Annotated in this window: 13 protein-coding genes and 1 pseudogene; 4 read left to right on the plus strand and 10 right to left on the minus strand. The window is 73.2% G+C overall.

Annotated features, from left to right (window positions below; genetic code table 11):
* Positions 1-104 precede the first annotated feature (104 nt).
* Entirely contained in the window at positions 105-704 is a 600-nt protein-coding gene (locus ABZ567_RS26150) for a transglycosylase family protein (protein WP_360794039.1), read from the minus strand.
* 217 nt (positions 705-921) lie between these two features.
* On the opposite strand from ABZ567_RS26150, the gene ABZ567_RS26155 reads away from it, so the two are divergent.
* A complete protein-coding gene (locus ABZ567_RS26155) occupies positions 922-1,704 on the plus strand; it encodes a hypothetical protein (RefSeq protein WP_360794041.1) in 783 nt (260 codons plus the stop codon).
* A 164-nt stretch (positions 1,705-1,868) separates the two neighbouring features.
* A pseudogene (locus ABZ567_RS26160) lies at positions 1,869-2,060 on the plus strand (hypothetical protein); the annotation flags it as partial.
* 222 nt (positions 2,061-2,282) lie between these two features.
* Here the strand turns inward: ABZ567_RS26160 and der are convergent.
* The 5 genes from der to aroH form a co-directional block, all read right to left on the minus strand.
* Positions 2,283-3,731, minus strand: coding sequence for a ribosome biogenesis GTPase Der (gene der / locus ABZ567_RS26165; RefSeq protein ID WP_360794043.1), 1,449 nt, complete (start codon positions 3,729-3,731; stop codon positions 2,283-2,285).
* A gap of 70 nt (positions 3,732-3,801) precedes the next feature.
* Positions 3,802-4,434, minus strand: a complete 633-nt coding sequence (locus ABZ567_RS26170; RefSeq protein ID WP_360794112.1) for a lysophospholipid acyltransferase family protein — start codon at positions 4,432-4,434, stop codon at positions 3,802-3,804.
* Between the two features lie 113 nt (positions 4,435-4,547).
* Complete coding sequence (gene cmk, locus ABZ567_RS26175; RefSeq protein ID WP_360794045.1) at positions 4,548-5,243, minus strand: (d)CMP kinase; 696 nt, start codon at positions 5,241-5,243, stop codon at positions 4,548-4,550.
* Positions 5,244-5,434: 191 nt separating this feature from the next.
* Positions 5,435-6,523, minus strand: coding sequence for a prephenate dehydrogenase (locus ABZ567_RS26180; protein WP_360794047.1), 1,089 nt, complete (start codon positions 6,521-6,523; stop codon positions 5,435-5,437).
* Complete coding sequence (aroH, locus tag ABZ567_RS26185) at positions 6,520-6,882, minus strand: chorismate mutase (RefSeq protein ID WP_360794049.1); 363 nt, start codon at positions 6,880-6,882, stop codon at positions 6,520-6,522. The genes ABZ567_RS26180 and aroH overlap by 4 nt, the downstream gene beginning before the upstream one ends.
* Positions 6,883-7,121: 239 nt before the next feature.
* Here aroH and ABZ567_RS26190 point away from each other — a divergent pair, with 239 nt between their 5' ends.
* Both ABZ567_RS26190 and ABZ567_RS26195 read left to right on the plus strand, forming a co-directional pair.
* Positions 7,122-7,598 carry a Rieske (2Fe-2S) protein gene (locus ABZ567_RS26190; RefSeq protein WP_360794051.1) on the plus strand — a complete coding sequence of 159 codons (477 nt, stop codon included), beginning with the start codon at positions 7,122-7,124 and terminating at the stop codon, positions 7,596-7,598.
* 10 nt (positions 7,599-7,608) lie between these two features.
* The gene (locus ABZ567_RS26195; protein WP_360794053.1) at positions 7,609-8,298 is read left to right on the plus strand and encodes a nucleotidyltransferase domain-containing protein; all 690 of its coding nucleotides are present in this window, start codon (positions 7,609-7,611) and stop codon (positions 8,296-8,298) included.
* A gap of 50 nt (positions 8,299-8,348) precedes the next feature.
* On the opposite strand, the gene ABZ567_RS26200 is transcribed toward ABZ567_RS26195, so the two are convergent.
* From ABZ567_RS26200 to pnuC, 4 genes are read right to left on the minus strand one after another with little or no spacing between them, the layout of a single operon-like run.
* Positions 8,349-9,380, minus strand: coding sequence for an ADP-ribosylglycohydrolase family protein (locus ABZ567_RS26200; RefSeq protein ID WP_360794055.1), 1,032 nt, complete (start codon positions 9,378-9,380; stop codon positions 8,349-8,351).
* Positions 9,377-10,114 (minus strand): NUDIX domain-containing protein, encoded by a 738-nt coding sequence (locus ABZ567_RS26205; protein ID WP_360794057.1) that lies wholly within the window; start codon positions 10,112-10,114, stop codon positions 9,377-9,379. The genes ABZ567_RS26200 and ABZ567_RS26205 overlap by 4 nt, the downstream gene beginning before the upstream one ends.
* Positions 10,111-11,190, minus strand: a complete 1,080-nt coding sequence (locus tag ABZ567_RS26210) for an AAA family ATPase (protein ID WP_360794059.1) — start codon at positions 11,188-11,190, stop codon at positions 10,111-10,113. The genes ABZ567_RS26205 and ABZ567_RS26210 overlap by 4 nt, the downstream gene beginning before the upstream one ends.
* Positions 11,187-11,843 (minus strand): nicotinamide riboside transporter PnuC, encoded by a 657-nt coding sequence (gene pnuC, locus ABZ567_RS26215; RefSeq protein ID WP_360794061.1) that lies wholly within the window; start codon positions 11,841-11,843, stop codon positions 11,187-11,189. Before pnuC ends, ABZ567_RS26210 begins: the two co-directional genes overlap by 4 nt.
* Positions 11,844-11,890 lie beyond the last annotated feature (47 nt).

An 11,890-nucleotide genomic window follows, 5' to 3' on the forward strand; every position in this document is an offset into this window, starting at 1 on the left:
GCGCTGCCGGTTCCCCCCGGTCAGTTGATCGGTCGCTCGACTGTACTGCCGGTGACGGTCCGTCGTTCACGGGCGAGCTCTCTCCCGACCGGGGAGGGGCGGTGTCAGAGCGGATCGATCCGCAGCATGGTCCCGACGACGATCCGGTTCGGGTCGGCCCCGATCAGGCTCCGGTTCGCCGCGTACAGCGCCTGCCAGCCGCCCTTGATCCCGAAGCGGCGGGCGACGGCGCTGAGCGTGTCGCCGGCCTGGACGGTGTGGACGCGCCCGCTGAGTCCGTACCGCTTGGAGCAGACGGGCCAGGCTCCCCAGCCCTGGGTGCGCAGGACCTCCTCCGCGACGGTGATCTGCTCCGGGCGGGTCGCCAGGTCGGCGCGCGGGGCGTACTTCAGTCCGCCGTGCTCGACCCAGGTCGGATGCCAGAACTGGAGTCCGCCGTAGAAGCCGTTGCCCGTGTTGATGTGCCAGTCGCCGCTGCTCTCGCACTCGGCGACGCAGCCCCACGGCCACTGGTCCTTCGCGCAGGCGTAGGAGGGCACGGCCCCGTCCGCCCGCACCCCCGACACGTCCCGCAGCACGGCGGGCGCCTTCCGGGGCCCGCCCGCCACCTCCCGGGCCTGGGCGGGCGCGGGGGCCAGGGTCAGCAGCGCGGCCGCGGACGCCACCACGAGGGAACCGGTCGTCCAAAATCGGATCTTCGACATCGACGCAGGCTAGGCAGCGCTCCGGCGCTCCCGGTCCGTGCCGCGCGGAACACCGTTCACACCCCACCCGGTCGGAGTCACCCGCCCCACCGCACGCGCCACCGGCAAGTTGCCTCGCTTCCGCGCGTGACCCCGGCCGAGCCTGACCCGTTGAACTCGGCATGAGACGACCGGGGACGGCCCGGCGTCCGCCCGTACCGAGTCCAGGGAGCCCCCCGTGCCGCGCATGCTCGACGTCAGCGAGGACGTACGCGCCGAGATCGGCGACGAAGAAGCGGACCGGCTGCTCGCCGGCGACAACGCCCCGGGCAGCTACGACTGCACCTCCTGCCGCACCCCCGGGGACTCCGAGCAGGAGCGCACCAGCACGGTGCTGTTCGTCGGTGACGAGACCGCGGTCCTCGCGTTCGCCCACGCCACCTGCATCCCGTCGCAGGTCGTCCAGGTCGCCGAGGAGCAGCTGCAGGGCGCCGTCGCCTCCATCACGGCCGCCGACACCGCCGACGCGCTGTCCGTCGCCCACCCCGAACAGGCCGTGCTCGGTGTGACCAGCGGTCTCGTCCTGATCCAGGGCGAGCTGCACCCCGCGCTCGTCGTGGAGCCGACCGCCCCGGTGGCCCGTCCCGGTTCGGACGGTCTCACGGACGAGTTCCTGCCGCTCCTGGCCGAACAGGGCTTCCAGCAGGTCATGGACCTGAACGAGCGGCCCGCGGTGCTGCCGGGCTGGTCGGTCCTGGTCGCCATGGGCCAGCTGCACTCCGTCCTCCAGCCGGGACCCGGCGGCGCCGGTCAGGCCGCCTGGTGGCAGGCGCACCAGCCGCTCCAGGTCACCGAGGGCTGGCGCGCGGCGGCCAACAAGTCGCACACGGTGCTGGTCTTCGCCGCCCCCGTGGGTTCGATCGGCCAGCAGCCCCGCGAGGACCTGCTGCGGGACGCGCTGGAGAAGGCCGCGGCGAACGGGCGCCTGGTCGCCGCCGCGATGCCGCTGGCCGGTACCTGATGGACGACGGTCGCCCGGGCTTAGGGTGGACGCGGGTCCCCGGCGTACCGACGGGGCCGACGGGTTCCTCGGCGCGGGGAGTCCCCACCGTGCCCCGTCCCCGCCCGGCGCCCCATTCGGAGAGCCGCCCGCATCCGACGGGCGGCGGGGTCGTTGGCACCTACGTGCACCCATACGACCCCTTCCCCCAGCCGTATCCGAGTCAGATCCCCTCGATGCGCCCCGCGCAGGACGTCACGGCGGGCACTTCGCCCACACCGATCTACGACGCCCTGTACTCGGAGTACCGAAGGTCGTTCCGCACGCTGCCGGGCGACCGCAGCGGCGAGGAGGACGTGGCCTTCCGGGCCTTCGGCACGACGGTGAGCACGGGCGCCTACGGCCAGGGGCATCGCTACCCGGCGGCGTATCCGACGGCGTGGTCGGCGCAGCACCCCCCGACGCAGACACAGGTGGCGCTGCCGCCGGCGCCCCGCAGGGGCTTCTGAGAGTTTCCGAGGAGACGCAGCACCGGGGGACACGGCTGAGGGCCGGGGCGACCGCGCCCCGGCCCTCAGCCGTGTCCCGCCTCGCGGGTGCTACTTCTTGCGGCCGCGCTTCTCGCGCACCCGCACCGAGATGTGGATCGGCGTGCCCTCGAAGCCGAACTCCTCGCGGAGGCGGCGCTCGATGAAGCGGCGGTAGCCGGCCTCGAGGAAGCCCGACGCGAAGAGCACGAACCGGGGCGGCTTGGTGCCCGCCTGCGTACCGAAGAGGATGCGGGGCTGCTTGCCGCCGCGGATCGGGTGGGGATGGGCGGCGACGATCTCACCGAGGAAGGCGTTGAGCCGACCGGTGGGAACGCGGGTCTCCCAGCCGGCGAGGGCGGTCTCGATGGCCGGGACGAGCTTCTCCATGTGGCGGCCGGTCTTCGCGGAGACGTTGACCCGGGGCGCCCAGGCGACCTGCTGCATCTCGGTCTCGATCTCGCGCTCGAGGTAGTAGCGGCGCTCCTCGTCGAGCTCGTCCCACTTGTTGTAGGCGATGACGATGGCGCGGCCCGACTCGACCGCCATGGTGATGATGCGCTGGTCCTGGACCGAGATGTTGTCGGTGGTGTCGATGAGGATGACGGCCACCTCGGCCTTCTCGACGGCGGCGGCCGTCCGCAGCGAGGCGTAGTAGTCCGCGCCCTCCTGGAGGTGGACCTTCTTGCGGATACCGGCGGTGTCGACGAACTTCCACGTCACGCCGCCGAGCTCGATCAGCTCGTCGACCGGGTCACGGGTGGTGCCGGCCAGCTCGTTGACGACGACCCGGTCCTCGTTCGCCACCTTGTTGAGCAGCGAGGACTTGCCGACGTTCGGACGGCCGATGAGGGCGATGCGGCGCGGGCCGCCCACCGCGTTGCCGAAGCGCTGCTCGGGGGCCTCGGGCAGCTTCCGCAGGACCTCGTCGAGGAGGTCGCCGGTGCCGCGGCCGTGCAGCGAGGAGACGGGGAACGGCTCGCCGAGGCCCAGGGACCACAGCATCGTGGCGTCGGCCTCGCCGGACTGGCCGTCGACCTTGTTGGCGGCGAGGACGACCGGCTTGCCCGCGCGGCGGAGCAGCCGCACGACGGCCTCGTCGGTGTCCGTGGCGCCGACGGTGGCGTCCACGACGAAGAGACAGGCGTCGGCGGCCTCGATGGCGTACTCGGCCTGGGCGGCGACGGAGGCGTCGATGCCGAGGACGTCCTGCTCCCAGCCGCCGGTGTCGACGACCTTGAAGCGGCGCCCGGCCCATTCGGCCTCGTAGGTGACGCGGTCACGGGTGACGCCCGGCTTGTCCTCGACGACGGCCTCGCGGCGGCCGATGATGCGGTTCACCAGGGTCGACTTGCCGACGTTCGGCCGGCCGACGACGGCGAGGACGGGGAGCGGGCCGTGACCGGCCTCCTCGATCGCGCCCTCGATCTCTTCGGCGTCGAAGCCCTCTTCCGCGGCGAGCTCCATGAACTCCGCGTACTCGGCGTCGCCAAGTGCCCCGTGGTCGTGCTGGTCGTTCATGAAGTCCGTTCCTTGATCATTCGTGGTCGGTGGGTCCCCGGGCCGCGGGGCCCACTACTGAAAGTCTCGCTCAGCGCCCGGTGAGGCGCCTGGCGTTTTCCAGGTGCTCGGTGAGCTTCCCCTGGATCCGTACGGTTGCCTCGTCGAGCGCCTTGCGCGTGCGCGGGCCGGAGCCGCCCACCCGTCGCCCGTCGCCGCCCTTGTCCGAGCTTCGCGCCTCTTCCTGCGCCTCGAAGGCGTCGCCGAAGACGACGTCGACGCGGCCGCGCAGCGGAGGCAGTGCCTTGACCAGCCGGCCGCGGCGCTCGGTGCTTCCCAGGACGGCGACCGGGACGATCGGCGCGCCGCTGCGGACGGCGAAGTAGGCCAGGCCCGCGCGGAGCGAGGCGAAGTCGCCCTCGCCCCTGGTGCCCTCGGGGAAGATCCCGAGGACGCCGCCCTGCCGCAGGACGCCCAGGGCGTTGCCTATCGCGTGCCGGTCGGCGCCGTCGCGGTCGACCTTGACCTGCCCGATGCCCTCCAGGAAGGGCCCGAGGGGCCCGACGAAGGCTTCCTTCTTGATGAGGAAGTGCACGGGCCGCGGGGCGGTGCCCATGAGCATGGGGCCGTCGATGTTGTGCGCGTGGTTGACGGCGAGGATGACGGGGCCGGAGGCCGGTACCCGCCAGGCACCGAGGACGCGCGGCTTCCAGAAGCCGTACATCAGCCCGATGCCGATGCGCCGGCCGACGGCGGCGCCCCTCTCGGAGGGCGGGGTCACTCGACGGTCGCGCTCCGCCCCGACTCCGCCGCGGCCGAGCCCCCCTCGCTCGTTCCTCACTCGGGACCCTCGGCCTGCGCCGCGCCCCGGCTGCGCCGCTCGTCCACGAGGGTGACGACGCACTCGATGACCTGGTCGAGGGTGAGGTCCGTGGTGTCGACCTCGACGGCGTCGTCGGCCTTGGCGAGCGGGGAGGTCTTACGGCTGGAGTCGGCCGCGTCCCGCTTGATCAGGGCCTCCCTCGTGGCGTGCACGTCGACGCCCTTCAGCTCGCCGGAGCGGCGGGCCGCACGGGCCTCGGGCGAGGCGGTGAGGAAGATCTTCAGGTCCGCGTCCGGCAGGACGGTGGTGCCGATGTCCCGGCCCTCGACGACGATGCCGTGCTCGGCGCCCTTCGCGATGGTCCGCTGGAGCTCGGTGATGAGCGCCCGCACCTCGGGGACGGCGCTGACGGCGCTGACCTTGGAGGTGACCTCTTCGGTACGGATGGGGCCGGCGGCGTCCGCTCCGTCGACCGTGATGGTGGGGCGGCCCGGGTCGGTGCCGGAGACGATGACCGGCTTGGCGGCGGCGTTGGCGACCGCCTCCGCGTCGTGCACGTCGACGTCGTTGCTGATCATCCACCAGGTGATCGCCCGGTACTGGGCGCCGGTGTCCAGGTAGCTCAGCCCCAGCTTGGCGGCGACCGCCTTGGAGGTGCTGGACTTGCCCGTGCCGGAGGGCCCGTCAATGGCGACGATCACGGATTCCACGGTGGGAACACCTTCCTGGGTGAGGGGCGGGACCCGGCGGAGATGCGGGGGGCCATCACAAGGTTACCGAGTCCCCGGCACCCGTTCGGCCCAGCGCCCCGGCCCGAGCCCCGCACGGCAGCCGCCCCGGCGGGACGCACGCCCACGACGAGGCTTTCAGCCCGGCGGGACGCACGCCCACGGCGAAGCGCTCAGCCCGTGCGCAGGGACCAGCCCCGCTCCTGCAGCGCCCCGCCCAGAACCCCCGCCGCCGACGGTTCCACCATGAGCTGCACCAGTCCCGCCTGCTGCCCGGTCGCGTGCTCGATGCGCACGTCCTCGATGTTGACCCCGGCCCGTCCCGCGTCCGCGAAGATGCGGGCCAGCTCACCCGGCTTGTCGCTGATGAGGACGGCGACGGTCTCGTACACCGTGGGCGCGGCGCCGTGCTTACCGGGGACGCGGGAGCGCCCGGCGTTGCCCCGGCGCAGGACGTCCTCGACGCCCGAGGCCCCGTCCCGGCGCTCGTCCTCGTCGGCGGACTGCAGGGAGCGCAGGGCGCGCACGGTCTCGTCGAGGTCGGCGGCGACGCCGGAGAGGACGTCGGCGACGGGGCCGGGGTTGGCGGAGAGGATCTCGATCCACATGCGGGGGTCGGAGGCGGCGATCCGGGTCACGTCCCGGATGCCCTGCCCGCAGAGGCGTACGGCCGACTCGTCGGCCTCCTCAAGGCGCGCGGCGACCATGGAGGACACGAGCTGAGGGGTGTGGGAGACGAGGGCGACGGCCCGGTCGTGGGCGTCGGCGTCCATGACGACGGGGACGGCCCGGGAGAGCGCGACGAGTTCCAGGGCGAGGTTCAGGACCTCGGTGTCGGTGTCCCGGGTCGGGGTGAGGACCCAGGGCCGTCCCTCGAAGAGGTCGGCGGTCGCCGCGAGCGGGCCCGAGCGTTCCTTGCCGGACATCGGGTGCGTGCCGATGTACGTGGTGAGGTCGAGGCCCAGCGCCTCCAGCTCCCGCTTGGGGCCGCCCTTGACGCTGGCCACGTCCAGGTAGCCGCGGGCGAGACCGGCCGCCATCGCCTCGGCGAGGGTGCCGGCCACGTGCGCGGGGGGTACGGCGACGATCGCGAGGTCCACGGGGCCGTCGGGCGTCTCGTCGGTGCCGGCGCCGAGTGCGGCGGCCGTCCGGGCGCGCGCCGGGTCGTGGTCGCGCAGGTGGACGGTGACGCCCCGGGCCGCGAGGGCCAGCGCGGCGGAGGTGCCGATCAGTCCGGTTCCGATGACGAGCGCTGTTCTCACTGGGCGATGTCCTTGCGCAGGGCGGCCGCGGCGCCGAGGTAGACGTGGGCGATCCGGGACTTGGGCAGCTCGGTCTCGACGTGGGCGAGGAGCCGGACGACCCTCGGCATCGCCCCCTCGATGTCGAGCTCCTGGGCGCAGATCAGGGGGACGTCGACGATGCCGATGTCCCGGGCCGCGGCGGCCGGGAAGTCGCTGTGGAGGTCGGGCGTGGCCGTGAACCAGATGCTGATGAGGTCGTCGGCGGTGAGGTCGTTGCGCGCGAGGACGGCGGTGAGCAGTTCCTCGACCTGCTCGCGCATGTGTCCGGCCTCGTCCCGCTCCAGCTGGACGGCGCCTCGGACCGCTCGTACCGCCACGTCGTGCTCCTTCGCCTGCGTCAGTGCTCCGTTCAGCCTAGTCAGCGCCGGGGGCCGCGCGTCGCGGCGGCCCGCCCTCCGAGACGGGGGCCCGTCCCGGAACAGGCCCAATGTCACCCGGGCCGGGGTGTGCCGCCACTCGGCGCGGGGGTGGGGGCGGGGCCGCCGTGCGGGGGAGCCGGACGCCGGGTCCAGGCGTGTTGCGGGACCCGGGGGCGCCGCGCGGCCAAGCTGGCGGCATGACTTCACGCGCCACCCCTCGCCGTACCGTCCTGCTGGCCGCAGCGGCCCTGACGACGACGGGCTGCGGCTCGGACGACGGGGGTGACGGTGGTACGAGCACCAGCGCGCCGGCCACGCCGGGCGCCCCGGACACCACGTCTCCCCCGGCAGCGGCCTCCTCCTCCGCAGAGGCCTCCGCGACCGCCGCCGCCCCGCTGACCAGGACCGCCGAGATCCCGGTGGGCGGGGGCACGGTCTTCGCGAAGGAGAAGGTGGTCGTCACGCAGCCGGTGGCCGGGGAGTTCAAGGCGTTCTCCGCGGTCTGCACCCATCAGGGCTGCACGGTGAACAAGGTGGCGGACGGCACGATCGACTGCCCGTGCCACGGCTCGAAGTTCCGTGTCGCCGACGGCTCGGTGGCGAAGGGACCCGCCACCCGCCCGCTGCCGGCGGAACAGATCACCGTCTCGGGGGACGCGATCGTTCTCGCGTAGCCTGACGCGCATGACTCCGGACGAGCTGGTACGCGACCACACGATCTACTCCTGCGTCATGGGGTCGCGCGCGTTCGGTCTCGCGACCGAGGACAGCGACACGGACGTCCGGGGCGTCTATCTCGCCCCGACTCCGCTGTTCTGGCACTTCGAGAAGCCGCCCGCGCAGGTGGAGGGGCCTGCAGAGGAGCAGTTCAGCTGGGAGCTGGAACGATTCTGCGAGCTGGCCCTGCGCAACAATCCGAACGTCCTGGAGTGCCTCCACTCCCCCCTGGTCGAGCACGCCGACGACCTCGGCCGCGAGCTGCTCTCGCTGCGCGGGGCCTTCCTCTCCCGCCAGGCCCACCAGACCTTCGTGCGGTACGCGGACGGCCAGCGCCGCAAGCTCGACGCGGACGTCCGCCAGTACGGCCACCCGCGCTGGAAACACGCGATGCATCTGCTGCGCCTCCTGACCAGCTGCCGTGACCTGCTGCGCTCGGGCGAGCTGCGGATCGACGTCGGCGAGGACCGCGACCGGCTCCTCGCGGTCAAGCGCGGCGAGCTGACCTGGGCGGAGGTCGAGTCCTGGATGGACCGACTCCAGGGGGAGGCCGACCGCGCCCACGACACGACCCCGCTCCCGCCCGCACCGGACCACGCCCGCGTCCAGGACTTCCTGATCCGCGCCCGCCGCACCTCGGCTCTCACCACCGCCTGAGCACCTCGGCGCCCGGCGCCGAGGGAACTCCGGGGAGGGGTCGTCAGGGATCAGGCGTCCCAGAGCGCGCCGAGGGTCAGCAGGTCGCTCCGGTACTCGACGCGCTCCTCCCATTCCTTCGGCCAGGCGTCGGCGCCCAGGTGGGCTCCGGCGAAGGCGCCCGCGAGGGCGGCGATCGAGTCGGAGTCGCCTCGGGTGCAGGCGGCGCGGCGCAGGGCGGTGAGGGGCTCGCCGGGGAAGAGGAGGAAGCAGAGCAGCCCGGTCGCGAGGGCCTCCTCCGCGATCCAGCCGTCACCGGTGTACGTACAGGGGTCGAGCTCCGGGTCGGCGGTGCGCTGGACGGCGGCGAGGCGCTCCAGGATCGCCAGGCACTCGTCCCAGCCGCGCCGGATGAAGGAGAGGGCGGACGGGTCCTGGGAGCGGGTCCAGAGGTCGCCGAGCCAGTGCTCGTGGTAGCGGTCGCGGTTCTCGTACGCGTACGAGCGCAGCTGTCCGACCAGGCCGGCCGGGTCGACGCCCTGGGCGAGGAGGTACACCGCGCGGGCGGTGAGGTCGGAGGCGGCGAGCGCGGTGGGGTGACCGTGGGTCAGCCCCGACTGGAGCTGCGCGGCGCCCGCCCGCTGCTCCTCGCTGAGCCCGGGGACGAGCCCGACGGGGGCGACCCGCATGTTGGCGCCGCAGCCCTTGGAGTGGATCTGGCTGGCGTCCTGCCAGAGCCGGTCGCCGTCGAGGAGCCCGCAGGCGGTGAGGCAGGTGTTGCCGGGAGCACGGTTGTTCTCCGGGGAGTGGTACCAGTCGACGAACTCCTGCCGCACGGGCCCGGCGAGCCGCTCGGGTTCGAGCACTCCCCGGTCCATGGCGGTGCGGATGCCCCGGGCGAAGGCGAGGGCCATCTGGGTGTCGTCGGTGACGTACGCCGTGCCGCCGCTGACGGGCAGCGCCATCTCCCGCCAGGGTCCGGCCTTCGCGAGGATCGAGGGCACGTCGTTGAACTCGGTGGGGAAGCCCAGCGCGTCGCCGAGCGCCAGCCCGATCAGGGAGCCGGTGGCGGCCTGCTTGGTCGCGGTGCGTGCGAGGTTCACGCGGATCGTCCTTCCGGTCGCAGGAGGGGCGGGTGGAGGGCCGTGGCCTCGCCCGCCCGGTAGAGAGCGGCCGGTTTCCCCCGTCCGCCGGTGAGGCGCGGAGGTCCTTCCACGGCCTGGACGAAGCCGGGCGTGGTGAGGACCTTGCGCCGGAAGTTGGGGCGGTCGAGCTCGACGCCCCAGACCGTCTCGTAGACCTGCCGCAGCTCGCCGAGGGTGAACTCGGGCGGGCAGAAAGCGGTCGCGAGGCAGGTGTACTCCAGCTTGGCGCCGACCCGTTCCTGGGCGTCGGCGAGGATCCGGTCGTGGTCGAAGGCGAGACCCCCGACCGTGTCGTACGGCAGCCACCGCGCCTGGGCCGCGTCCCCGCCGCCACGGGGTTCGGGCGGGTCGGGTACGAGCGCGGTGAAGGCGACGGAGACGACCCGCATCCTCGGGTCGCGGTCCGGCTCGCTGTAGGTGCGGAGCTGTTCGAGGTGGAGCCCGGCGACGGTGGCCCCGGAGAGGCCGGTCTCCTCGACGAGTTCGCGGCGGGCGGCCCGCTCGGCGGACTCGGACGGGAGGACGAATCCGCCGGGGAGGGCCCAGGAGCCGGCGTACGGCTCCTGGCCGCGCTCGACGAGCAGGACGTGGAGCCGCCCCTCGCGGAGGGTGAGGACGGCGAGGTCGACGGTGACGGCGAACGGCTCGAAGGCGTACGGGTCGTACCCCACGGGCACCCGGCGGCCGGTCATCGGCGTTCCGGCAGGGGGTCGGCCAGGTGCCAGCCCTCCGCGAGCAGCGCGTCCACGGCGGCGACGGCGGCCGCGAGCCGCTCCTCGTGGGGTCCGCTGAGGACGGCGGTGCGGCGGCCGCTGTGGGCGAGCTGGGTGAGGAACCGGGCGGTCATCCAAGGCCGCAGGTGTTCCCCGTCGCGCAGTCCGTCGTCCTCGAAGTCGACACCCCGGTGGTCGGTGAGCAGCCAGAGGTGCTGCCGGCCGAGGGCGGCGATCTCGCCGGTGGCGGGGCTGGCGGTGCCCATGTACCGCTCGTGCCAGATGGTGGTGGCGAAGGCGTCGGTGTCGCAGAAGAGAACGGGCGAGCCGTCATGGGCCGCCTCCTCCTCCAGTTCGGCCTGGCGCTGGGCGATGACGGGGAAGTCGGCGGAGTGGAATTCGACGTCGGCCCAGGTCGCGTCCGGGCGTTCGGCGCGGAGTTCGGCGAGCTTGAGTTCGCTGTACTCGCGGCCGTACTCCGGTACGTACCGGGTGCGGGCCCAGACCCCGCCGCGCCGCCGGTAGTGGTCGGCCAGGGCGAGGGCCATGGTGGTGGTGCCGGTGGACTCGGCGCCGAGGACGACGACCCGCCGGGTGAGGGCCGCCCGTACCGGCGCTTCCAGGAAGTCCCAGCAGCCGGCGGGGTCCGCGCGGACGGCGGTGCCGGAGACGGGGAAGCGGGTGCGCCCGGGGTCGACGCAGACGGACTCGGCCCCGAAGCGGCGGGCGAGTTCCTCCCCGTACGGCTCCGAGGTGAAGACGGCGTCGACGGGCTCGCGCACGGCGTCCCGGAAGACCGCCATGTGGGCCTCCCACACCTCGGGGTCGTGGAGGTCGACGGGGATGTCGTCGACGGCGCCCACGACGAGGGCGTCGGGGTGGATCTCGCGCATCCAGGCGACCCGCTCGTCGAGGGGCACGGACTCGACGGAGGAGGCGCAGACGAGGACGGTGAGGCGCTCGCAGCGGTCCAGGGCGGTGCGGACGAGGTGGTGATGGCCCGCGTGCGGCGGATAGAACTTGCCGAGGACCAGGCCGTGTCCGTAGCGCTTCATGCCGTCGCCCCCGCCGGGACGCGGTCGCGCCGGTCGGTGAGGTCCCTGGTCCAGCCGCGCAGGCCGAGGACGCAGAGCGTCATGAAGCCGAGGTAGAGCAGGGAGGTCAGGTACAGCTCCTTGTGGGCGTACAGCGGTACGTAGACCACGTCGGCGGCGATCCACAGCCACCAGGACTCCAGGCGCTTGCGGCACTGGCCGTAGGTCGCCATGAGGGACAGCGCGGTCGTGACGGCGTCCCAGAAGGGGACGGTCGAGTCGGTGGCGCGGTCGAGCAGGAGGGTGAGGGCGAGGGTCCCCACCACCCCCGCCGTGAGCAGCCACGCCCTCCCGGTGCGCGTGGTGCGGCGCACCGGGAGGGCGTCGGAGCCTGGTCCACCCCCGTGGGTCCAGGTCCACCAGCCGTACACGGCGAGGGTGATGAAGACGATCTGGAGGCCGGCGTCGGCGTAGAGCCCCGCCTGCGTGAAGAGCAGGACGAAGAACAGGTTGTTGGCGATGCCGATGGGCCAGTTGGCGAGGTGCTGGCGGGCGACGAGCCAGACGCAGAGCGCTCCGCTGCCGAATCCGAGGACCTCGGTCCAGCTGACCGGGGTGTCGAGGACGGTGAAGAGCGGTTGCTGCAGGGGTTCGAGAATGCTTGCGAGGCTCACGCCCGCCTCCTTAAGAGTCATCTTGACTATAAAGGGGGTCGGGCCCC

It is taken from the genome of Streptomyces sp. NPDC016459 (assembly GCF_040632845.1).
Classification (GTDB): Bacteria; Actinomycetota; Actinomycetes; order Streptomycetales; family Streptomycetaceae; genus Streptomyces.